The organism is Erysipelatoclostridium sp. MSK.23.31, from assembly GCF_019125875.1.
Taxonomy (GTDB): Bacteria; Bacillota_I; Bacilli_A; order Erysipelotrichales; family Coprobacillaceae; genus Thomasclavelia; species Thomasclavelia ramosa.
Genome location: NZ_JAHOCB010000003.1, coordinates 103,515 through 129,191, shown reverse-complemented (window position 1 = coordinate 129,191; position 25,677 = coordinate 103,515). Strand labels below are relative to the sequence as shown.

Below are 25,677 nucleotides of genomic sequence, written 5' to 3'. Positions count from 1 at the left end.
AATTACTGTTGTTAACATTAATGAATGTAATTTGAAATTAAATTAAGTTTTTATCTCTATTTACAATAACCTCATCGTCAACATTTTTCGTATAGAACTTGAGTGTTCCCGTGATTCCCATTGGTTCAAGTGCCAAAAACTGTGACATTGCATCATGCTGATTACGAGCTAATGTGTTGATAACAATTATTTCAAACGAGTTTTCACCAATTTCAAGATATTCACTTATATCAAATAAATATTCTGGAGCTATTTTGACTCCCGCTAACTTTCCATTAACGATTACTTCAACAATTTCATATGCTTCACTAATTTCTAATAAAACATCTTTAGTTATAAATGAATATCTAAAATGATACTTGACAGCACCCGAAAAACACGGATAACGATTCATTAAATTAGTGTTTAAATCAGCTTTAAAATTTACTCGATATTTAGTTTCGTTAAATGCTCTTAAAGAAATCTCAACATCATTTACATTTCCTAACTCACTTTTTTTCGCTGGTATCAAATCATTACTCTTACCACTTACTAAAATAAGCGATTGATATGGTGCTAAATGCAGATTAAAAATCTGTTGCTGCCCTTCAATTTTACTAGCAAATTTATAAGTTTGATTACTAAAGGCATCATATATCATTAATGATTGGTCTGTTTTAAGCATTATCTGACTATTAACATCAGAATAAATACTTTCATTATTAAACATATATATATCACCATCATCATGTTGATAATGATAAAAAACTAGTTTCTCTTCCATATGATCAATTAAAATTTCTGAGTAATCATTTAGTTCTCTAGGTAATTCTTGAAGTGACAGCACTAGTGCACCTTCAACTTCCTCATCTTCAGGAAAAGCATCAATAAAAATAACTTTACTTTTTAAGCGCTTGATTGTCTGTAATAAACAATCTGGTAATCTTTTAGCATACGGAACTACTAAGACTTCAAAATCATAGCCATTGATTTGATAAACATCTTCTTTAATCATCGCTTCCATCAAATAATCTTCACTAATAACATTGCAATCAATTTGATTTTGTTGTAAAACTTTTAATACTTTTTGAATTAACATATAGTCCCCAGACCATTCTGCAAAAGCATGATATAAAACTCCAACTTTACAGATTTGATGTCCATCACTCATTAAATTACATAATCGGTTAGCATAGTTAGCAAAATAATGAAAATATGGATATTGTGGATTATTTCCATGTGCATAAAAATGCGGTGGACAATCCCAATCAGGAAATTCCTTAGGGTCAAATGCATGTGGCACAATTAAATTAACTCCATGACTAATCATATGATCAGTTATCCACTTCATCATTTTCAATCCTTCAACCCAGCCATAAGCTCCAAATGCCTCGCACATCAAACGACCATTTTTATTTTTATCTAATTTTGCTGCAGAAGCACCTAATTTACACAGTGCATAATGATAAAATTCTCCATCACTGCCACCAGTCGAAAAAGCTGTGTGATGATAATCCATTCCAGGAACAATCTGTCCTCCGATAATATCGATCCCCGCCATTGTTTGACCAGCAATGCTCCGGAAATAGTGACCTGCCCCATAACCTAAACGGCTATGAGCATTATTATCTTCAATTACATGTCCAACATAGTCAATTTCTTTTTCTTTACACCAGTTTCCTATAACCTGACTAAAATTTTCACTATACAAATTAGAAATGATATTCATATAAGCATAGCGTACCATATTAGCTGTACTGCTCATCCCTTGAAATAATAAAACAAGGTTATTTAAATCAAAATCTATCTCCTTTAACTTCATTAAAACATTTTCATTCCATGGCAAAGGCATATTATAACGACCAATTGAAGCGTTAGGTCCTTTAGTATTACCAAAACGGGGTTCATCAGAAAAAAAACCAACGATAGTTTTACCAAACTCATGATAATAATGATCATAATGCTTTTGATATACTTCATCAATCAATACTTGAGTGGCCTCTTTTTTCATCGGATCTAAGTATTCTTCCGTAACCGCTTCATCTCCTACCATTGTTACATATAAAACAAAAATACTATAATTAACATTATTTTCTAATGATACAGTCAACACATTATCCTTAACCTGATTTGTTATATCAATCAAATCAGTTTCATTAAAACCATCTTTTACAGAAATATCATTTTTTGCTAAAACAACTCTAAAAATTTGATCCTGCTGGTGCCTTTTATTATTCATAAAAGTACGCATATCAACAATCGGTTTCAAATTAAGCTGAGCAAACTTTTGATTCCCCGCTATATCATAACGACGATAATTTAAGTATCTTTTCCTCAATGCTTCTGGTACTTTACCATTGGCATAACCTGTTGGAAATCTAGCATCGTCTAAGATCCATATCTTCATATCATTCTCTTTAGCCTTTTCAATAATAAAATCTAAAGATTGCCACCAGCCTTTTTCTAAAAATGCTGGATGAGGTCTTGATTCAATACAAAAGTCATTAATTCCCTGCTCTTTCATTTTGGTAATATATTCGTCAATTTTATTATTAGATTCCCCATGTTGCCAAAAAAAAGGAAATAAATTATGATAGCTGGAACTATTTAAATTTTTTTCTACTACTCTCATAAATTCCTCCTTAATTAGCTATACATCTAATCATAACACTATCTAAATCAACATTACTTTCAAGATTATCTAAGCTGATTTGATAGTCACTAGAATTTGTAACTACCATCATTGTAATCATATTAAGTCCACTTTTTAACATATACGTCTGGTCAACTTTAATAATCGGCTCACCTTCAAATACTTTTTGCCCAATCTCTTTTATTTTAATAAAACCAGCACCATTTAGAGTAACCGTTTCTAGACCAATATGTACCAAGATTTCAACACCATGTGTGTCACGAATGCCAAATGCATGTAAAGTATCTGCAACTAGAATCAACTCACCTGTAACCGGTGCACAAATATCACTACCACTAAATTTAAATGCAACGCCTTCTCCCATTAATTTAGTTGCAAAAGTATCATCAGGAACTGATTCAATTGAGACACTTTTTCCAACCACCGGAGCTTTTATTTCAATTTGTTGTTTCTTTTTTTTAAATCTAAACATTTTTTCTCCTCATAGAACTAATCTTCTAGGAAACAGAAGATTAATTATTTATTTTTCAGGATCAGCAGCAAAATAAGTAATTATTGCTGATACTACCAATGCAATCAAAGCCGTAATAATAAAACCATAAAAACTAACATCAATTCCGTTAGGATTGATCATCGCTGGAATTCTAAATAAACCATCACCACCAAGTGAATACATTTTTCCACCTAAAGCTCCTAAGATTCCACCGGCAATTCCCCCACCAATCCATGCTGCTACAAAACATTTGATTTGTGGTAAAGCGATAGAGTAGATTGTTGGTTCTGTCACTCCACATAAACATGATGCCATATTTCCAAATCCTAATGAGCGTTTCTCAGGATCTTTCATCTTAATTGCATATCCTAAAGAAACGCCAGCTAAAGCCCAAACTGTCAATCCTAAGATTGCATTGATTGGATCATAGCCCATTGTAAATAAATTATTTAATAATACTGGAATAAAAGCACTGTGTAATCCTAATAAAACCATTAACTGCCAAAAAGCACCAAACAAAATTCCTCCTAATATTGGACTAAATCCAAATATCGATACTACCGCAGTTGATAACCAGCTAGAAACTGTATTCATGACTGGACCAATAGCTAGCCAGCTAAGCGGTACTGTGATCATTAAAACTATTACAGGCACAATCATTAATTGCAACATTGTCGGAATAATTTTTTTAGCAAAATATTCTATTTTTGCAGCAATAAACGAAGCTAAAATAATTGGTAATAAGGTTTGACTATAAGACATATTTGTAATTGTTAAGCCCATAAAATGATGTGCTGTATCCCCTGCTAAAGCATTTACTAAATCCGGATATAATAGTGCTGCACCAATTGTCGCTGTTACATAAGGATTACATTTAAATACCTTACCAGCCGAAAAACCAACAATGATTGGCATAAAATATAATAATGCATCCGCTGCCGCATATAAGGTCAAATAATTTCCATCAGTTTTTGTCATCCAGCCAAGGGTTACACAAATTATCAATATTCCTTTGATAATCCCCCCTGCAACCATTGGCCCTATCATTGGCATAATACATCCACTGATTACTTTGAAAAAACGATTAAACAAATTGCCTTTTTCTTCAACTTTATCCTCAGTTGCTTTTTCATCACCCTTAAAGCCTAGTTCTTGATTAACAAATTTAATTACCTCATTAACATGGGTACCAATAATCACCTGATATTGACCTCCCTTATTCATAACTCCTTTTACATCCTTAATTAGCTTGACTTCTTCACTATTTGGTATACTATCATCTTTTAATACAAATCTTAAACGGGTCATACAATTAGTAACACCATTAATATTTTCTTTTCCCCCAACTGCTCTGATTACCTCTTTAGCTAACTGCGTGTAATCTACTTTTTTAGCCATAACTACATCTCCTCTTTAAAATATTTTTACTTGTCTTATTTTCGACATATTCATAATAGCAAGTTAAACGGTTACAAATAATATCTAATCTTGGCAATGATATTATCCTATTTTGCTTAGCGAAGATTGTGATTACGATAAATACTAGGTGTTATTTTAAATTTTTCCTTAAAAATTTTATAGAAGTACGTAATATTTTCATAGCCAACTTCCTGCATTATTTCAACAATTGGCAAACTGGTAGTCTTTAAAAGATTGGCCGCTGCTTTTAAACGTTCTTCTTGAATCAACTGTTTAAAAGTAGAGCCCGTATGTTCTTTGATCAACTTACAAATCTTATAATCTGGCTGATGAATCTGTTTAGCTAACACTGATAACGATCCTTCTTGGTAATTAAGTGTAATATATTTTAAAATAGAGATAACAACTAGTTTATTATAATTATTACTCTCGTATGTCTCAATCAAGTGTGGATTATTCATCAATTCTGTCAACAATAATCCCACTAATAATTTTAATGTAAAACTATGATTTAATTGTTGCTGGTATATATTAGTTATGATTGCCTCAATATGATTACGGACAATTTCATTATTACTAACCTTAAAAATTAAATATTCACCCTTATTATCATATGAATACAAAGCATCAAAAATAAAGCTAAAAACCTCGTTTTGTTCTTCTGCCATACCTGATAAAAATTCAAGAAACTCTGGTTTAATAATAAAATTAAAAATAATGTCATTTTCATTAGTGTATTTAATTGCATGTTCAATATTTTGATTTAGTAATAATAATTCTCCTTGTTTAATCACAATCTCTTGATCATCAATTATAGTAACCATTTCACCACCATAAACATACATAAACTCTAAATAATTATGACGATGCTTTGGATATTCACAAAAACGTGCATGTTTACGAACAGCAAACTGCTGATTAGCTTTTAATAATTTATCAGCATCAACTACATTTGACTGTTCACTTATAAAAATACTTTTATCAATTCCTACAAAACCATTTAAATTATTAATTTCTTCATCACTAAAACAAACTAATCGTTCCATAATATCTTCTCTGATCATTTCATCACCTCTATTAGTAAACGCTATCATATCTATACTTTATATTCTAACAATATAAAAATAAGATACTATAACGTCTATTTAGTAATTTACTGACGAAACTTTAGATTTAGTGATATAATAAAAAAGATAAGGAGGAAAACGATGGATAGTTTTAAATTAGATCATTTTTTAAGAACATATAGTCGAACAGAAATCAAACATAAAAATGGATTTGCAACTCAATATGCAACTAAAGGTAAATATCGTTTAATCAATAATATCTATCAATTTAATACCGATAATGTGCTAGACTCCGATACTATTATAGTCTATAAAAATCAACGCTTTGATGATGTTCCAACTCACGTCCACGATCATATTGAAATAAATTATATGTACTCTGGAAGCTGTAGCCAAATTATCGATGGGCATGAAGTTATTTTAAAAAAAGGACAAATGACTTTAATTGATACCAGAACGCCACATGCAATTGGCTATACTGATGAAAATGATATTTTGATTAATTTCATTATCAAAAAAGATTATCTAAATAATAGTTTCTTTTCTAAATTAACTGATAATAACTTAATTACATCATTTTTCATTAATGCAATTAATCAAGATAACACAGATTTAAATTACTTGATCTTTAATACAGAAAATAATCAACGATTGCAAATGTTTATTCTTGAATTTATCTATGAATACTTTTATCCAACCTTAAATTCAACCGAAATAAAAAAAAGTCTTTTTGTCTTAATTATCTTAGAAATGATCAATACTCTAGATACCTCTATCAACTTAGAATCCATTACTAAATCCAGTACAATCATCATTTTAGCATTACAATATTTAGAAAAAAATTTCCTTACTTGCAGCCTCGATTCAACAGCTAAGTATTTAAACATCAATCCTTGTTATCTAACAACATTATTGAAAAAGAATTTCAATTATTCTTACAAAGAATTAATTATTAAATTAAAAATGCAGTACGCATCAAAACTGCTGCTCAATAGTAGTTATTCAATTGACCAAATAGCTCATGAGTGTGGTTATCAAAATCTAAGTTTCTTCTATAAAAAATTTAAAGAAACCTATTATTGTTTACCAAAAGAATATCGTAACAGAAACAAAAAAAGATAGAAAAATAGTGAGGTTAATTTCAAAATTTCTATCTTTTTAATTTTATTAACAAACTTTTGATTTCATCTAAAGATTTGTTCTTTAAAAAACATCTCTGATTACTTTTAATTTATACGCTGTCAATTAACTTAATGATAATCTGGTTATTTTTACTAATCCTTTTTATCTCTTGATATCTATTATTAATTTTAATTTGATAGTTTACTTTTTTTACCGGAACTACTAATTCCCAATTAATTTCATGACCACATCGATGCCAAGAAGAAGTAATCAGCCCTTGTTTAGTATCAAGTTGACATGTAAAATCATTTACTTTTTTGGAAAAATAGGGATTAAATACTATATGATCGAATCCAACTGCCTGATCAGTAATCTTTATACCTGCCAATCCTTGATAATACCATTGTTGATAGCTTGCAAACATTGCATGATTCAATGATAAATGTTCACCAACAAATAATTCTGCTAAAACCTGATTACCACTTTTAAGCATTTGTTGATAACTTGGTGCCTCTTTACGCAATAACCAGTTTTCGATTACCTCATCATATCCGTATTTAGATAAAATTTCATAACTTAGAGCCATCGCAAAAATACCACTATTAAAGACATAATCATCCTTTTTTACTTTCTCTACAAATAAAGCACATAATTTTTTAGGATCATCCAGCCCTAATTCAATTGCAAAAGCATAACCACTTTGACTTCCTTCACCAAAACTACCATCAGAATTTTTAAACTTATTTATCGTAAGTATCTTGAGTTCTTGATATCGCTGTTGATAAAAAACAGTATCTTTTTTAATCGCTTGATAAATTAAAATATTATAGCGTAAAAATAATAGTACCGTGCAGTAACCTAATAGAAGTTTATCCGGTGTTGGTTTGCGAAATTGACCAGCAATTAAAATACTCCCATGATCCCCTAAACAACACTCAACTAGTTTATTCAAATTATAATCTAGCAAATAATCCAATTGTTTTTTTAAGTATGGGTATTCTTGCTTGAGTAAACTCAAATCGCCATAATACTGATAATGTTTATAGACAAGATATGGATAAACTAATTGCCATAAAATCGGTCCCTCTCCTTTTGCTGTACCATTAGATTGAATTCCCATATATGGAGCAGTTTCAGGAATTCCACCCATGGCAGTTTGTTCAAATCGAAAATCTTTAATAATCTTTTTATATAATTTATCTAACTCAAAAGTATATAGATTTGAAGTAGCAAGGGCTACCATATCCCCCCCATAGCCTAAACGCTCACGAGCACAATCCTCAAATGTTCCATGAACATTATTTAATTTAGTTCTTGTGGCAGCATCATATAATTGTTGTAACTCTTGATTATCAACTGTAATTTTGGCAATTTTTTTTAAATCCGTATGCACATACGTTGCATAGATCTGTTGCAACTGGGTCAATTCAATTCCAGTAATCCGAACAAAGCGAAAAGAATGATACGTAAACTTATTTGTAAACTGATTATACCCCTCCTTACAAATAAGACGATCTGTTTGAATCGCTATTGCCGGAGCCCCGGTCCCTCCGGCAATTACATGTTCACCAATTCGCTCCCCTACACTCCCAGCTAAACAAGTAGAATAGACTAAATGATTGTCTACCATGGCTTCACTATACTGCAATACTATTTCTTGGTTTTTATGGGCTGTACAAGCAAAATTAATAAAACCTGAAATCATTTTACCAAAATCAACGATTATCCCATCACTTTGATTAATGAATGATTGTGGTAATATATCACCACATCGCTTGATTTTAGGAATTTCGCTTAAAACTAAATTACGTTTACAATCATCTATTTGAACTTGGGCATAATAATTTGCTTCTAAATTATTATCGACCGTTTCGCCAAGATAAAGATTATTGAAAAGGCGTTTACCATTTCCTAAAATCCAGCTTGAATCACTAGTTAAAATCACTTTATCATCGTTAACTAAATCCAAGATAAATCGTGGCTGCCCCACTTCAGCTAAATTATTTCGTAAATTGTACTTACCAAATAATTTTAATGGTGCTGGATTATACATCCCGTTACCAAGTTCTACTTCAAGAATATTAGTACCAATCTTTAAAAATTGACTTACATCATAAACATCATAATAGACACACTTTTTAAAATTTGTCCAATCACAATTAAGCTCATCCTGACTAATTCGACGTCCATTTAAATACACGATTGCATATCCTAAAATACCTATATAGATATAACTGCTGTTGATTTCATTTACAACAAACTCTTTTTTCATCAGCGGATTTGGCTGCTTTAAATAATATTCGTTATCTTCTTGCCCATAATCAATCTCTGTTCCTTTGATCCAATAGCCGTGAAATTGATAATTTGACTTTTCCATATAAAGTTCTATCTGTACGAGAAAACTAAATAGTTTCTTGTACAGATCCTCCTTTATTTTCTAAAGCAGCTTCCTCTTTAATCAATTGATTATCAGCGATTCGCACAAACGGCAGCCAGATCAGTACCACTACAATCAGACAAACAATTTGTAAAATTGATCCTGCAATACTTCCCGTTGCTAAATATCCACTAATAACTAATGGTGTTGTCCATGGAACTTGAGCCAATCCTGTACAAACTGGCACTAAGCCAGTCGCAAAAGCAACATATGAAATTAAAATAGACACTACATTACTAATAATAAATGGAATAAAATAAATTACATTCATCATTAAAGGAATCCCAAATAACGTCGGTTCTCCCACATTAAAGATATATGGTACACCAGCAATTTTTTTCATTTCTTTATAACGTTTACTTTTTGCAATTATCACAATAGCAATAATAGCCCCTACTATTCCAATTCCAGCAAAACTATCCCAAAAACTTTGGTTAATAATATTAACAGGTGTCCCTCCAGCCATTGAAACAGTTTTATTTGCATCTTGTAGTACTTGGAAAATTGGTGTCATTACACCATTAACAATCGAATCACCATGAATTCCAAAAAACCATAACAATTGTGAAAACATTTTAACAATAACGACTCCAATCAACGAACCACCAACTTTTTGTAATGGTACACCTAAAATAAAATTAAAAACAGCTAAGGCACTACCACCATCAAATGCATCAATAGTCAAACGTAATAACCAAAAAATAAAGATTACTACAAATGATGGTATAATTGATTCAAATGGTGCTGCTACTGCCGGTGGCACCGCTGCAGGCATTTTAATTTTAATTCCTTTATCATTAATAAATTTATAAACTTTAGCTGAAATGATTGAAATAACAATAGATAAAAAAATTGTTTGTGCCCCTAAATAAGTAACACTAATAAAATTACCAGTATCATTAGCACCAAATGGTACAAGTAACATAAATGCCACCACAGAAGTCATTGTTACTTGAATTCCATTAATTCCTAATTTATCTGCTAATGAACGAGAAATCGACAATAAAACTAATAAACCGCCAATTCCTAAACTTGCATCATTAACTAATGCTAACTTACCTTGCCATACTGCAGCCTCTAATCCCGTTATTGAAGAAACAAAATCTGTAAATGCTGGAATTGGAAAAAAAGCAATAATTAAAAAGATTGAGGCAATAAATGCAAACGGCATATATGCCAACATTCCATCTTTGATTGCATTAATATATAAGTTACCACTTAACTTAATTGATACTTTACCAAGTATTTCTTGTAATTTATCCATAAAAGTGAGTTCCCCTTTCATATTTATATCCACTTTCGTAATTGATTGGCCATATCACTAATTACACTATCATTATAAGTAGTTGAAAGCGCTTCGACAATGTCATATTTCGCTTTATAGACTATCAAAATTCGACTAAACACAGTATACTTAATTAAAAGGAGTTGAAATTATGAACTATCAAGAATTAGAAAAAGTATTACAAGGATCCCTTACCTATACTAATACAAGTGACAAAAAATTAATCGAACATTTTCAAGAAAAGTTTAAAATGGTTCCCTATAATAATGATTTTTTGTTTATTTTTCATCATGAACGTGAATTTGAAAACAAAAATCATATTATTTCTCTACATCAACGAAATAGCGGAAGAGTACCAATGCATATTTTTCATTATATCGTTATTACCTATGTTTACTCAGGGACAATGATTATAACAGTAGAAAATGATACTGTTACCTTAAATGCTGGAGATGTTATTATTTTTGATAAGCATGTCCCCCATAGTGTTGCTCCAACCAGTGCAAACGATCTTGGAGTCAATATTGTTTTAAATGAAAATTATTTTTCTAAAAAATTTATAAATCATCTTCCTAATGACCAATTGATTTCTAAATTTATGATTGAATTAATGAACAGCCAAACTAATCATAATCACTATTTACTTTTCTATACCAAAAAAGATCATCTAATTACAAACTGTATCCAAAATATTCTTTGTGAACACTTTGAACCTGCTGTTTGTTCTGATGATCTGATTGATAACTTTATTATGGTTTTGATTACTCATTTAGTTCGTAAATTTCAATATAATACGAATCTAACTGTCAGTATGTTTAAAAATGAACAACTGATGGATGATATTTTAAATTATATCCACAGCCATTATAATGAGGGGAGCCTTAATAAAATGTGCCATGATTTTGGTTACGATCCCTCATATACAAGTAAATTAATCAAACAATTTTCAGGAAAAACTTTTAAACAGCTCGTTAATGAAGAACGGATGAAAAAAGCCGCTATTTTACTTCAAAACCATGAACTGCCCATTTATGAAATAGCCCACCAAATCGGGATCAATAACTTGACTTCTTTTTATCGTAGATTTCAAGCATATTACCAGTGTACTCCTCAACAATATCGGGATCGTTACGACTAATCTCTTATAATAAAAACATATAAACTAGACTAGGTATTGTGAATATTGCTAACATCGTTGATATAAAAACTGTCTTAGCAGCTAAAAATTCGTCTTGACCATTGCTTCGAGCAAATAATACTGCTCCGTTAGCTACTGGCATTGCTAAAATAATCAATGTAATTCCACGTATCATCGAATCTTTGATAAACAATAAAATAACTGGATAAAACAATATCGGGATAATTAAATCAATTAATAATGTAAATAAGTACACTGTATAATCACTAAATATATCTTTTAAATGATATACTGATAATGTTGCCCCAATAACTAACATTGCTAAGGGAGTAGTCATCATACCAATAGAATTAATGGGTTCAACTATAACATAAGGGAAAGTAAGCTTAAATGTATAAATTAATACAGCTAATATAGACGATATTACCCCTGGTGAAAATATCTTTTTTAAGTCAAATGAAGTCAACTTATTTTCACCATAATTAATTGCAACGATTCCTAATGTAAATAATGATAAATTAAAACCCATATTAATTATCGCTGTAGCTAAAATTGCTTCACTTCCAAAAATTGATTGCATTAATGGGAAACCAATAAAGCCTACATTAGGGTACATGATCATAAACAAATATAAACCTTGATTAGTTTTAATTCGTCTAATCATTAAAAATGCTGCTACTGGTAAAATAATAACTAAAATGAACATAGCAATAATAATATCTTTTAAAGGTAAAGCTGGAGCATCTATTGAATTCATCACTGATGATAAAATCATACATGGCATTGTGAGATTTAAGACCAGATTAGTTAATTGTTGTACAAACATCCCTCTAAATAGTGACGTCTTGCCAAGAAGATAGCCAATCCCAATTAAAATAAATAACTGTATCAGTTGAATGATAACTACAGTAATATCCATTATTTATTACCTCATTAGTCAAGTAATGCTTCTTTTTTAGCTTGTTCTTCTATAAATGCCTGCTTATCCTGAGCTTTAAAAAATGGATAATAGATCAACCCTGTCAGAAGCAATAAAACAACTTGTAATAAAGCCCCTTGCCAGCCACTGATCATAAACCCTGAAATTACAGCTGGAATAGTATATGGCAGATTGATTCCATTGATCATTGGCACTAATCCTAAATAAATTGCTAAATAAGTTACTATCCCCACTGATACATTCGCTAAAATAAAGGGAATCATCATCATCGGATTTAAGACGATTGGAAACCCAAAAATAATTGGTTCATTGATATTAAATAAAGATGCACCTATTCCTAATTTTCCCAAAGCTCTATATTGATCAGATTTCGCTTTAAATAAGCATAATAACGTTAAACTCAAAGTTGCCCCTACTCCACCTAATTTAACGAAAAAAGAAATAAATTGATAATTAACAATATGCGGCATTGCTAGACCAGCTTCGAAAGCAGCAAGATTTTCTGCTGATTGAGCAAACCAAATTGGATTCATGACAGATGAAACAATACTTGAACCATGTAATCCAAAACACCAGATCACCGCTTCAACTAAAAGGACTAAGATCGTGGCTGGTAAAGTTCCTCCCAAAGATTGCAATGGCTGTTGCAAAATTGTAAAAACAAATGTTTGGGCAGAACCAAAATCAGTCATTGCAAATCCCATTCTTAAAATATTAAATAATAAAATTATTAAAAAGGCAGGAATAACTGCTGCAAAAGCACTTGATACATTTTGAGGCACAGAATCTGGCATTTTAATAGTAAATCCTTTTTGTACGCACCAACGATAAATCTCTACTGCAAGAGCTGCTGCTATCATACAAACAAATAAACCTTGCGCACTAAAATTGTCTAACGGCAATCCCTTTACATTTTCAACAGTAACAATCACTGGTGTCAATAATAAAATTCCAACAAAAGATAATGCAATAGCTAATTTACTATCTACTTTATAATAATTAGCTAATGATTTAGCCATACCAATAACTACGAAAATAGCCATTAATTTAAAACTTACTTGATACGGCAAATAGAAAAAATCCATCCACCCAGCACCAAAGGTGCTTTCCATAAACTCAGTATATCCATTGAAAGGTAAACTAGTGAATAATAAGAAAATAGACCCTGCAATTAAAATTGGAGTTGATCCAAAAAAACCTTCCTTAATTGCACTTAAATATCGATTTGCTGTCATTTTTTGTGCAATTGGTGCAATCGCATCACCAATCTTATCCATAAAACGATCCATAATATCCTCCTAAATATGGTTTTTAATTAATATATTTTTATTTGAAATATCTTTTACTGTAGTCTTAAACAAACGATCTTGTAAAGTTTCTTTTTTTAGTAGCAGCATTCCTATTGAAATAAGCGAAAGATACATTGTGATATCATTACTAATTTCAATTAAACTATAACCACTAAGCAAACTTAATAGTTGTGCAACTAACCTTCCTCCTGAAGTTAAAATAAGGAGCACAAATAATTGACGTTTAACTAAAAATTTTTTTCCCTTATTATTAATCTTAAGATCCATTAGTCTTTTTCCGAGAGTCTGACCCGAATAAATCCAGCAAGGTATATATAAATAATAAAATCCGAGTAATAAAAGACTGAGCAATGCTGCTATGATGGCAATTTGATGATTTAATAAAAAGATATTTTGTGTCATCTGCTTTATCGTTATTAATGATATTATTGAAATTGGCAGTGATCCCAATAATGCTCCAATATACAAATCGACTAGAAAAGCAATTCCCCTTTTTAATAGTAAACTATTTTGTTTCATTATTTTTCATCCCCTTATAAGAAGTGTCATAACCATTTGAAGCAATAACTTGCTTATACCAGTCAAAACTTTTCTTCTTACTACGTTTTAATGTTCCCATACCCTGATCATCTTTATCCACATATATAAAACCGTAGCGTTTTTTCATCTCTCCAGTACCTACTGAAATAATATCGATTGGACCCCAACAAGTATAGCCAATGACATCAACTTCATCTATTTCGATAGCATCACGCAATGCATCAATATGGCTAGCTAAATAAGCAATTCGATAATCATCATTGATTGTTCCATCTTCTTCTATTTCATCGATTGCGCCTAAACCATTTTCAACAACAAAAAGTGGTACTTGATAGCGATCATATAATTCATTTAACGATAATCTTAAGCCAAGTGGATCAATTGGCCAGTTCCAATCATTTACTGATAAATAGGGATTATCCCTTGTGACTTTGATTTCTGAATCTTTTGAATACGAAGCAATTGATGAAAAATAATAACTAATTGCAATATAATCCACTTTACCAGCCTGTAAAATTTCTTCATCCCCTTTTATCGTTATAAAATTACCATTTAATCTCTTTGCTTGAGCTCGGCAAGTATTAGTATAATGCCCCCTAACCATTACGTCACTATAATAAAAATTAGGCAGCATCGAAAGACGTTTTGCTAATTCGTCTTGCGGTCTACACGTTGCTCCATAAGTCATTGGATACTGCAACATACATCCAATTTTAAATTCCGGATTAATTCGATGTCCTAAAATTACTGCTTTCGCACTTGCAATCATCAAATGATGAGAAACCTGTAACTTTACATCACCATGATTTTCTCCCGGCTGATAAATGATTCCTGCTTGATGATAAGGCATCTCTTGATTCATTACCTCATTAATTTCATTGAATGTCATCCAGTATCTTACTTGCTCTCGATATCTGGTAAATATAACTTCACAAAAGCGTTCAAAAAAATCAATTAACTTTCGATTACGCCATGATCCATATTTTTGAACAAGATAGAGAGGTGTTTCATAATGTGATAATGTAACGATTGGCTCAATTTGATATTTAGCTAGTTCAGCAAAAACACGATCATAAAATTCTAAACCAGCCTGATTAGGTTCGTACTCATCCCCATTAGGAAAAATCCGGGGCCAATTGATCGACATTCGAAAACACTTAAATCCCATTTTAGCAAACAAGGCAATATCCTCTTGATAATGATGATAAAAATCAATTCCTTCATGACTAGGATAATAACAGCCTGATTGAACCCTATCATGAATTTCACGGGGAACTCCGTGACTCGATCCCATTTCGACATCAGCTATACTTAGTCCCTTACCATCCTCACGGTAAGCTCCCTCATATTGATTTGCGGCAGTAGCACCACCCCATAAAAAATTATCCTTTATTTTCATTAAAAAACCTCCTTACTAGCTTAATATACCAATAAGGAGGTCATTACTATATAGAAATTAAAGAGATTTTAACACTGTTTAAATTTAGATCATCTCAATATTAAAATTCATGAAACAGTGTTTCATTTTTCAATCCCATCATTAATGATGGGATTAGTCGAACTACGCAACGCTTCTAAATCTTTTGTAATCTTAATTTTATTATCATAATTTTGATCATAGTCTTCAAGAAAGAAAACCGAATACAAAATATCCAACATCAAATGTGTCGCAAGATGGGTACTAAAATCCCCAAGATTATGATATAAGCTTTCTTTTGTTGAAATGGTCAATTTACATGATGCTAACTTAGCAAGAGTATTTTCACCAAATGAAGTGATTGCAATAATCGGAATCTTATTATTTTTACAAGTTTGAGCAATTTTAATTGTATTGATCGTTTCACCCGAGTAGGAAATAATAATGGCGATATCTCCTTTTGGAATACAGCTAACCTCATACAATTGATAATTTAAATTATTTGAAATTACTACATTCTTACCAATTTTCAACATCTTTTCTTTAAAAGACTCAGCTAAATTTAAAGCTGTTCCTGTAGAAAAAATATGAATAGAATTACTATTTTTTAATAACCGTAAAGCTTTTTGAAGATCATCATGATGCAACAATGTCATAGTATCTGTTACTGTATCTTCATATAAATGTGATATCTTATGAGCAGTCTTCATCATCGTATCATTACGATTAAAAGGAAAATTAGCATCAACCTTTCCATATTGTTGATCAAGATAATTCATTTCTTTTAAAAATTGTTCCTTAAAATCATCAAAACCTTTAAAATCAAGTTTCTTACACAAACGAATTACAGTAGCTGGTGAGGTTAAAGTTGCTTCGGCAATATTTCGAGTTGAATATTTATGAAGTTCCTTACCTAAGGTCAAGATAAAAGCTGCAATACTTTCTTCACCATCAGACATCTTTTCTTTTAAGTTTAATTTTTCAATTATTAACATTTCAATCATCACCTTTTTCTAATCCTATCATATTTAAACCATATATTTTAGTTAAATTTATAATAATCATAAAATCTGATGTCTAAAATTTAAATTATTGCGTTTATTGCTATGATAAAACAAATCACCTATAATAATATTATAAGACTAAGGGTAAAAGGGGTGATTTCATGTTAAAAGGTGATGGTGATACCTATATTTACATAATTGATAAAAATTATAAAATTTTGTATTGTAATGATAATGCTCTACAAAAATTCCCATGTGTTAAAGTTGGTGAATTATGCTATCATGCAGTTAGAGACGAAAAAAAGCCTTGTCATGATTGTCCATTACAGCTAAATAGTAATAGTACAAGACCTATTTTTTATAATCGCAAAATAAATCAATGGCAGGAAATCAATAGTGCTATTATTGATTGGTTAAATTATAAAGATGTTAATCTGATCATGATAAGAGATATTCAAGAAGAAGATAAAAACTTGTTTTACAATTTTACTAACCTTAACGCTTACGATGAATTATTTGAACTAAATATCACTCGTAACTTATATAAAATTCTTTATCATGTTCCTAATAAATATATTATTCCTCCGACTGAAGGAAAAATTAATACAATGATCAATCAAATAATCGATGAAGAAATGATTCACCCCGATGATCATGATAATTTTTTAAACTTTTGGGATCTTCCAAAACTTCATGAAACGTTTAGCTCTAATCAGCATCAAATTCTAAAAGGCTATTTCAGAAAAAAGAAAACAGATGGTAAATACTGTTGGGTCTTACAAACCGTTGTAGCTATTGAAAATTCCCAAATGAATGATGAAATCATCATGTGTTTTATCCAAGAAATAAATGAACCCCCAACTTTTCAGCAGCTTCCTGATAAAAAACAGTTCAATGAACTAACTGGACTTTATCAGACAAATTCATTTTTTCAAATTGCTGATAATTTATTGAAAACTGATACTTCCCATCAATATTGTATGGTCGCTATCGATATTGAACATTTCAAACTATTTAATGAATGGTATGGAATTGCAGCAGGTGATCTATTCTTACGTGCAATTGCTAAAGAACTTAAAACAATCAGTCAACAATTAAGGGGTATTGCCGGGTATTTATTAGGTGATGATTTTGCACTTTTAATTCCTTATCATAATAATCATACAAAAATGATTCTTGACAAATTAATGCACTACATTGAAGAATTTCAAGATAAAATTGGGTTTTATCCAGCCTTGGGAGTTTGCCTCGTTGATGATAGAAATATGCCTTCCCAAACTATTTATGACCGAGCAGTCATCGCCCTTACATCAATAAAAGGAAATTATGCTAAACGAATTGCCTACTATCAAGATAAAATGCAATTACAAATGGAGGAAGAACATAAACTGCTCCTTGATTTTCAAAATGCTATTGAAAACAACGAATTTACTTTTTATGCTCAGCCAAAATGTAATATTCAAACTGGAAAAATTGTTGGGGCTGAAGCTCTGGTTCGCTGGCAACATCCTAAAAAAGGAATTATTCCTCCTAATGAGTTTATTCCAATTCTTGAAAAAAATGGCCTAATTGGCAAAATGGATTATTATATTTGGGATTGTGTGTATAAACATCTTCGAAAGTGGATCGATAATGGACATAAGGCAATTCCTATTTCCGTTAATGTTTCACGAATTGATATGTTTACTCTCGATGTAGTTAAATGTTTCAAAGATTTAGTAAACAAATATCAAATTAATCATAATCTAATTGAAATTGAGATTACTGAAAGCGCCTATGTTGAAGAATATGATAAAGTCAAAACAATAATAAAAGAATTACGACAAGAAGGTTTTTTAGTTTCAATGGACGATTTTGGCAGTGGTTATTCATCCCTCAATATGCTCAAAGATATTAATGTCGATGTTTTAAAAATTGATATGAATTTTTTAAACATGAATGAGCAAAGTAGTGATAAAGGAATTGGTATTTTAGAAGCAATCATCAATATGGCTAAATTAATGGGGCTTAGAGTCATTGCTGAAGGAATCGAGTCCAGCCAGCAAGTTGAACTTCTTTTAGATTTGGGCTGCCTATATGCTCAAGGCTATTACTTTTACAAACCAATGACTAGCAAACAATTTGAAGCAATTATTAAAAATGACGATAAGGTTGACTATCGTGGTATCCAGGCAAAGCAAATCAATTATATTAGTATTAAGACCTTAGTTGATCATCATGTATTGAGCGATGCCATGTTAAATAATATTTTAGGTGGTATTGCATTTTTTGAATTTGATGGTCATAATATAGAACTTTTAAACGTTAATCAAAATTATTGTAAAATTGTTGATGAAAGTGGCGTTGATGTTGAAGAAAAGCGACTAAAAATATTAGAAAATATTTATGAGCCTGATCAAACTATTTTTCTCGACCTATTTGAACAAGCTACAGTCCACCTAATCAATGGTACGAAGGGACAAATCCGTTACTTAACTGCTAAGGGCACTTATAAGTGGTTAAATATTTATTTATTTTTGTTAAAAAAACTAGATCACTCGAATTTGTATTATGCGCAGGTTTCTGATATTACTGAACAAAAGAAAAAAGAAAAACAGTTAGAATCTTCTCAAAAAGCTCTAGCTGCTGCTGTTCATATTTCAGAAAACGATGATTCTTTTATGAATTTAGCTGAAGAAAATAAAGCCTTAGCTTCCTCCATTTTTTCTCAAATGTCACCCGGAGGCATGATTGGCGGTTATTGTGAAGATGGCTTTCCACTTTTCTTCGCTAATGATGCCTTAGTCAAATTACTCGGTTATGAAACTTATGAAGAATTCGCAATAGCTATCAAGGAGCAGGTTATTAATACAATTCATCCTGATGATCGTGAACAAGTAGCTAAAGATATTGGTTCCAATTACTATTCTGGATTAGAATACACTACAACTTATCGAATGCCTAAAAAAGATGGTACTTGGTTCTGGACGCTTGATAAAGGGAAAGTTATTGAAACAGAAGATGGACGATTAGCGATTGTCAGTGCCTGTATTGATATTTCAGAAACCATTGCTGCTCAACAAAAACTAGCTAAACACAATGAAACACTACAAAAAGTAAATCAGGAGCTTTATTATTTGAATAATAAATTACCTGGCGGTTATCATCGTTGTGCCGATACACCTGATTATGATTTTATTCATATTAGTAATCGCTTCTTAGAATTTTTCAACTATACCCGGCAAGAGATAAAAGAACTTTTTAATGATAAATTTATAAATATGATTCATCCTGATGATCGTGCTAAAGCAGTTCGTACAACTGAAAATTTATCTCAGCAAGATGAATCGTTCGACTTAGAATATCGGATGCTTGCTAAAGATGGATATATTTGGGTAATTGACCAGACATCTGTATTAGAATATAATGGCACAAGATTTTTTCAAGGGGTTGTTACTAACGTTACTAAAAATATTGAATTACGTAATCAAATGCAGCTATTAGAGAAATACTCTCCTGTTGATATTGTTTTAATAACTTGTAGAAAAAATAATGTAAAACATACAATCATTACTAATGGTCTAATTTCTAAATATGGTTATAATAAAGAACAATATCAGCGATATCTTGATAATAAAGAATTTGAATATAACTTTAATCGTGATGCCTTTAAGATATTTGAACAAAATATTATTAAAGCCTTCAAACAACAAACAGACTATTACGAAATTCTATCAATTAATATTAATTCAAAAACAGTTTGGTTTAAAACTAGTTTTGAGTTTGTTAAAGCTGATGCAGAAGAAATCCAATACCTTTATATCTCTAGCGATATTACCGCATTTAAAGAAAAAGAGTATCATTAGCTAATTATTAATAAAATAAAGTAGACATTAAAATAAACCATATAGATTTATTTCAACGTCTACTTTTTATTTAATTTGCCATTTGCTACTTAAATCATTATACTTATCTAAACAATTCTTTCCTCTTAAAACAATACTGTCACGATAAATAACCTCATCACCATTTTCGTAATAACCTATAACAGTATGCTTTCCATCAATATAATCAGTTGTAAAAATAAAATTTGACTGATGATTTTCATCATATCCTGCCACAATCGTCGCTATTGATGCGCCAGGTCTACCACTTTTAGGATCTGTTAAATGCAACAACGTTGTTAAAACTCTCTCCAAACATTTGTTTGTATCAATATCAAGCCAATTCTTTAAATCTATCGGAATATATAAATAATCATTTACTTCTTTAATTTGAGTTTCATCAATATTATTTGCTTTTGAGCTTCGAAAATTAAATAACTGAATTATATTCCTCTTTGATTTTGTTTTAAAAACAAACATCATATTTCTTAGACCATCTATATCCATAATTGTTCTCCTTCTAATAAGTTATATATTTATTATATAACTTATTAGAAAATAAAAAAGCCTGATCATAATGATCACCGGCTTTCTATTATCCAATTGAAGCAACTATTGTAGTAACTAAATTATCAATATCATCCACTTGCTCAGTTTTCAAAGTTGACTTAATTGTGATTGGTTCGTTGATGATTTCCATATCCTTCATCGTCTCTAATTTAGTACGCATGTGTTTTGCGCATAATGCTCCCCATGTTCCATTTTCTAATAACGCTACACTTCTTTTCTTTAATGATAAAGCAATCATATCACTAAGGAAGTTTTCCATTGGTGGAAAAATTCCACTATTATATGTTGGCGCTGCTAAAATCAAATGACTATAATGGAACACTTCACTAATTAAATTAGAAACATGCACTTTAGATACGTCATACATTCTAACATTTTTTACCCCGGCTTGCTTCAATTTTGAAGCAATTATTTCCATTACATTTTCAGTATTACCATAGATCGAACCATAAGCTAAAACAACACCTTTTTCTTCTGGTTCATATTTAGACCAACAATCATATTTGCTAACTATGTAATCAATATTATTACGCCATACAGGTCCATGAAGCGGACAAATTGTGGCAATTTCTAAACTACTAGCTTTTTTTAATAACATTTGAACTTGTGGTCCATATTTTCCAACGATATTAGCATAATATCTCCTAGCATCATCAAGCCATTCATGTTCAAAATCAACTTCATCATTAAATAAAGCTCCGTCTAATGCTCCAAATGTTCCAAAAGCATCAGCACTATATAATGTTTTATCATAACTATCGTATGTCACCATTACTTCTGGCCAATGTACGAGTGGTGCCATCACAAAAGTAAAAGTGTGTTTTCCTGTAGTTAAAGTATCATTCTCTTTAACTACTAACTTATTGATCTCAATCCCAAAAAATTGATCAATCATTGTAAATGTTTTAGCATTTCCTACAATCACGACTTCAGGATAACGATTTATCACTTCTTTTAAACATGCACAATGATCAGGCTCCATATGATTAATAACAATATAATCCAATGTTCTTCCTTGCAATGCTGTTTCAAGATTATCAAAAAATAAGTGTCCAATCGACCAATCAACCGTATCTAATAAAATGGTCTTTTCATCTAACACAACATAAGCATTATATGAAATTCCCCTTGGAATTGGAAAAATATTTTCAAATAAACTTAAGCGACGATCATTCCCGCCAATCCAATAAACATTCTCATTTACTTCTCTAATACAATTCATCATCACAGCCTCCTAAATCACTTTTAGTATAAACCTAATATTCTAATTTTACTAATATGATGCTTATATTATTTCCAAACCCTAAACTATTATCCCTCAAAGATTAGTTTAGCAGCTCCATATTAGCTAATATCTCATTTATTTTTTCTTCAATTTCTTCTTCACTTTTACCATCTAACTGCTCCAACAATTCTTGAATAAAAGGATCATTAAATGCCTCATCAGCAGTTTCAAGGCCAAAAGCATCCATTATCGCCCCTTCAATTTCTAGCGTTATCTCATCTTCAAAATAATCAATATCATATTGACTAATAAAATTCAAGACTAAGAAAAGAACATTTAAATTATTTACTACGATTCGTTGTGGTTTACCATAACGATTAGCATATTCAAGCAATCCATCAATTAAAGCTTCACCAATAATTTGTAAACTAGGAAAATCAACTTCTTTAATTAAATAATCGCTTTCTCCGGCAATTACAGCATAAACATTTAACTCATTGGTTTTATCTGTATTAGTCATTGGTAAACAGACAACATCAACACATAAACGTTCTGTATTTTCACGCTTAGTTTCAAGCTCATGTTCACCTAAATAGCCAAAATCATAGCGATTTAAGTCAATTTGTGGTTCATGAACAAAAATAGCACTCTCCTTAAATTTACCATCTTCAACATATATTTCAATAATTTCATCAGACTCACTACGATTTTGATCTTCTTTAATCCCATTTGCAAATTCTTTTAATAATTCTAAAATTACCCTTGCTTCCTCAACTTCTAATAAGCATGGAATATATCCCGCTTCATTACGAAAAGCAGCCAAATAGTTATCCTCATCTAATGCCACATCAAAATCAAGTTCCTGTTCAGATAATAAAATAGTCCAGCAGTTACAAAATGCATTATTTATTCCTTCATTAGCAAGATTATAAAAACCCTCTAAAAGATCATTATAAGTTTCAAATAATTCAATCACATAACCTTCTAATGTTTTTAAAATAACCCAATATGTAGTTTGGTTAGATACTAGTTTAATCACTTGATTATCAGTAAACTCACGTTTCTTCACTAATTCTTTTAACTGCTCTAAAATTTCAATAAACTCATTTTTTAACGGGCTATTATTTAATATTTCATCAACCCCTAACAATGATAAACAACTATTAATATCTTCTAGATCAAAATTAATATCCAGATCATCTCGACTTAATATAATTTCTTGATAACGTTCAATTCCCCCACAATCCTCTATCAAATTATTACCACAAAATTCAACTACAACAGGATAGTGCTCAACGCCCTCTAACTCTTGTTCAACCGTAATTAAAAGTTGCCAATCATCACCAAAGTCATAATGGTAGTAAATTACCATTTCTTTTTTTAAATAATCCGCAATCCGTTCAAGATTATCAACTATCTCAACGTCATCATTTATCTGATTTTCAATATCTGTTTCACCACCAGGAATCCAGATCCCTAATTCCTTGATCCTAAATTCATATAGATGATAATCTTCAAAACCAAATAAAGTTTGGATTAACTGATGCAGATCTTCAAAACTAATTATTGCAGGTATTTTAATACGCCGCCATATAGGATCCGCACACCCCTCCACATCTATCCTCAATTGATATCCATTCATCTTTTATCTCCTCAGTTCTATATAAACTATTATAACAAATTATATTATTGAAGTAACGCCTTTATATTGAGAAGATAAAAGGGATTTATAAATAATTATCACGCTCGACTATTTTCAACAATCAATGTTAAATGTTTTGTGAAATAACGATTATAAATCACAATAATTTGGCCAATAAATCCAGCAGATAATATTGTTCCTATCCCAATTCCAATAATTTTCCCCGCCAAACAGTATGTAGTAATAATTGTGACAAGCATCATTCCACAATCAAATAATAATTTTGTCTTACCAAACTCTTTGTCAATCACCTGGCTTAATGCTTTGACCATACCATCAGCAGGATTAGGAATTAAATCTAACGTTACAACAACATATGCTCCTAAAGCAGTAGCTAAAATAGCAATCGCTAATAGAACTAATGCAACAGGTAATGAAGTAACTGTAAAATTTAATAAGTTATTATAAAAATCTAAAACATATCCCATAAAATAAGAAAATGGAATTTGTAATAAAACTTTAAAATCTAATTTCTGATAAATCAATAATTGCACTCCAACAAAAATAATATATAAAATAGTTGTTGCCATCCCTAATGATAAATTGGTCATTTCACTAATTCCAAATGGAACTGAATTAATTGCCGCAACCCCTAAACCAGTTTTTGTATTTAAAACAATTCCAAATCCTAAAATCAATATTCCTAAAAAATATAATCCTAACCTTTTTGCCATAAACACCCTCCTTATTTTTCTTTATTTTACAATATTACTTGATATTATCAGTTCTTTTTCAACAAAAGAAAAAATATCCTTCCAAAAGAAGAATACTTCATCAATCAATTTTTAAATTGACAATTCCAGTTTTTGAATATCGAAAAACTAAATATAGCCATTTTGCTTTAATCAACTCTTGTTTTCTGTTCAATAGATCACTAATAATAGTATTATACTTTTCTAAAACTGCCGCAGCCTCTTTCCAGACTTTTCCCTCGATTAAATCGTAGTTATCAATTACTTGAGCAACGATCATTGAGTCTATTTCTCCTGCTTGTGCCATTTGATTTAAAATTTCACAAGTCTTTTCTTTACTAAAAGAAGTTTTATAACTGCGCTTTCCACATAGTGCACTTACAATATCACTTATTGCTACAATCCGCTGCTCTTGAGTCAACTGGTTTTCCCATAAACTATGCGGATAACCTGAACCATTCAGTTTTTCATGATGCCGACACGCAATTTCTAAAATTTCTTGATCTATTTTTTCTTCTAATAATTCTCTCGTTTTAAGAACATGACTACGCATTATTATCATTTGCTCTTGAGTCAGTTGACCCGGATATTCTAATATTTCAATTGGAATTCCAATTTTACCAAGATCGTGCATCATTGCACCATAATAGATCTTTTTTGTCTGTTCAGAACTTAAGCTTAATAATCTTGCTAACTCTAAAGATATCGTGCATGTGGTAATAGTATGTGTAACTGTAAAATAACTACGAAAATCAATTAGAGAAACTAACATATTTAAATAACTATCCAACTATTCTAATGAAAGCGAAATATTTAAACTA

General features: G+C 30.7%; 19 protein-coding genes. 3 read left to right on the top strand and 16 right to left on the bottom strand.

Features of this window, described 5'->3' with window-relative positions:
• Window positions 1-37 precede the first annotated feature (37 nt).
• The 4 genes from KSU54_RS03015 to KSU54_RS03000 all read right to left on the bottom strand — a co-directional run bounded on the left by KSU54_RS03015 (window position 38) and on the right by KSU54_RS03000 (window position 5,608).
• Entirely contained in the window at window positions 38-2,611 is a 2,574-nt protein-coding gene (locus KSU54_RS03015) for a hypothetical protein (RefSeq protein ID WP_117791982.1), read from the bottom strand.
• Between the two features lie 10 nt (window positions 2,612-2,621).
• Window positions 2,622-3,104, bottom strand: coding sequence for a PTS sugar transporter subunit IIA (locus KSU54_RS03010; protein WP_008792127.1), 483 nt, complete (start codon window positions 3,102-3,104; stop codon window positions 2,622-2,624).
• A 48-nt stretch (window positions 3,105-3,152) separates the two neighbouring features.
• Entirely contained in the window at window positions 3,153-4,523 is a 1,371-nt protein-coding gene (locus KSU54_RS03005; RefSeq protein ID WP_117791981.1) for a PTS transporter subunit EIIC, read from the bottom strand.
• 116 nt (window positions 4,524-4,639) lie between these two features.
• Window positions 4,640-5,608 carry an AraC family transcriptional regulator gene (locus KSU54_RS03000; RefSeq protein WP_008792129.1) on the bottom strand — a complete coding sequence of 323 codons (969 nt, stop codon included), beginning with the start codon at window positions 5,606-5,608 and terminating at the stop codon, window positions 4,640-4,642.
• A gap of 144 nt (window positions 5,609-5,752) precedes the next feature.
• Here KSU54_RS03000 and KSU54_RS02995 point away from each other — a divergent pair, with 144 nt between their 5' ends.
• Window positions 5,753-6,733, top strand: coding sequence for an AraC family transcriptional regulator (locus tag KSU54_RS02995; RefSeq protein ID WP_117791980.1), 981 nt, complete (start codon window positions 5,753-5,755; stop codon window positions 6,731-6,733).
• Between the two features lie 109 nt (window positions 6,734-6,842).
• Here the strand turns inward: KSU54_RS02995 and KSU54_RS02990 are convergent, their stop codons facing one another.
• Window positions 6,843-9,110, bottom strand: coding sequence for a family 78 glycoside hydrolase catalytic domain (locus KSU54_RS02990; RefSeq protein ID WP_009008757.1), 2,268 nt, complete (start codon window positions 9,108-9,110; stop codon window positions 6,843-6,845).
• A gap of 25 nt (window positions 9,111-9,135) precedes the next feature.
• Entirely contained in the window at window positions 9,136-10,434 is a 1,299-nt protein-coding gene (locus KSU54_RS02985) for a PTS sugar transporter subunit IIC (RefSeq protein ID WP_224209069.1), read from the bottom strand.
• A 172-nt stretch (window positions 10,435-10,606) separates the two neighbouring features.
• Between KSU54_RS02985 and KSU54_RS02980 the strand changes: the two genes are divergently transcribed.
• Window positions 10,607-11,593 carry an AraC family transcriptional regulator gene (locus KSU54_RS02980; protein WP_117791979.1) on the top strand — a complete coding sequence of 329 codons (987 nt, stop codon included), beginning with the start codon at window positions 10,607-10,609 and terminating at the stop codon, window positions 11,591-11,593.
• Window positions 11,594-11,597: 4 nt separating this feature from the next.
• Here KSU54_RS02980 and KSU54_RS02975 read toward each other — a convergent pair whose 3' ends face one another.
• The 5 genes from KSU54_RS02975 to KSU54_RS02955 all read right to left on the bottom strand — a co-directional run bounded on the left by KSU54_RS02975 (window position 11,598) and on the right by KSU54_RS02955 (window position 16,795).
• The gene (locus KSU54_RS02975; RefSeq protein ID WP_009008755.1) at window positions 11,598-12,512 is read right to left on the bottom strand and encodes an AEC family transporter; all 915 of its coding nucleotides are present in this window, start codon (window positions 12,510-12,512) and stop codon (window positions 11,598-11,600) included.
• A 14-nt stretch (window positions 12,513-12,526) separates the two neighbouring features.
• Window positions 12,527-13,822, bottom strand: coding sequence for a PTS sugar transporter subunit IIC (locus KSU54_RS02970; protein ID WP_009008754.1), 1,296 nt, complete (start codon window positions 13,820-13,822; stop codon window positions 12,527-12,529).
• A 9-nt stretch (window positions 13,823-13,831) separates the two neighbouring features.
• Entirely contained in the window at window positions 13,832-14,362 is a 531-nt protein-coding gene (locus KSU54_RS02965; RefSeq protein WP_008792136.1) for an RDD family protein, read from the bottom strand.
• Complete coding sequence (locus KSU54_RS02960) at window positions 14,349-15,782, bottom strand: family 1 glycosylhydrolase (RefSeq protein WP_009299564.1); 1,434 nt, start codon at window positions 15,780-15,782, stop codon at window positions 14,349-14,351. Before KSU54_RS02960 ends, KSU54_RS02965 begins: the two co-directional genes overlap by 14 nt.
• Window positions 15,783-15,904: 122 nt before the next feature.
• On the bottom strand, window positions 15,905-16,795 hold the full coding sequence (locus KSU54_RS02955) for a MurR/RpiR family transcriptional regulator (protein ID WP_008792138.1): 891 nt from the start codon (window positions 16,793-16,795) through the stop codon (window positions 15,905-15,907).
• A 170-nt stretch (window positions 16,796-16,965) separates the two neighbouring features.
• Between KSU54_RS02955 and KSU54_RS02950 the strand changes: the two genes are divergently transcribed.
• Window positions 16,966-20,649 (top strand): EAL domain-containing protein, encoded by a 3,684-nt coding sequence (locus KSU54_RS02950; protein ID WP_008792139.1) that lies wholly within the window; start codon window positions 16,966-16,968, stop codon window positions 20,647-20,649.
• A gap of 66 nt (window positions 20,650-20,715) precedes the next feature.
• Here KSU54_RS02950 and KSU54_RS02945 read toward each other — a convergent pair whose 3' ends face one another.
• The 5 genes from KSU54_RS02945 to KSU54_RS02925 all read right to left on the bottom strand — a co-directional run bounded on the left by KSU54_RS02945 (window position 20,716) and on the right by KSU54_RS02925 (window position 25,628).
• A complete protein-coding gene (locus tag KSU54_RS02945; protein ID WP_009008750.1) occupies window positions 20,716-21,174 on the bottom strand; it encodes a hypothetical protein in 459 nt (152 codons plus the stop codon).
• Between the two features lie 88 nt (window positions 21,175-21,262).
• Window positions 21,263-22,459 (bottom strand): FprA family A-type flavoprotein, encoded by a 1,197-nt coding sequence (locus KSU54_RS02940; RefSeq protein WP_029481683.1) that lies wholly within the window; start codon window positions 22,457-22,459, stop codon window positions 21,263-21,265.
• 103 nt (window positions 22,460-22,562) lie between these two features.
• Complete coding sequence (locus KSU54_RS02935; RefSeq protein WP_003538652.1) at window positions 22,563-24,104, bottom strand: plasmid pRiA4b ORF-3 family protein; 1,542 nt, start codon at window positions 24,102-24,104, stop codon at window positions 22,563-22,565.
• A gap of 98 nt (window positions 24,105-24,202) precedes the next feature.
• On the bottom strand, window positions 24,203-24,838 hold the full coding sequence (locus tag KSU54_RS02930) for a YczE/YyaS/YitT family protein (RefSeq protein WP_008792142.1): 636 nt from the start codon (window positions 24,836-24,838) through the stop codon (window positions 24,203-24,205).
• Window positions 24,839-24,938: 100 nt separating this feature from the next.
• Entirely contained in the window at window positions 24,939-25,628 is a 690-nt protein-coding gene (locus KSU54_RS02925) for an HD-GYP domain-containing protein (RefSeq protein ID WP_009299561.1), read from the bottom strand.
• Window positions 25,629-25,677 lie beyond the last annotated feature (49 nt).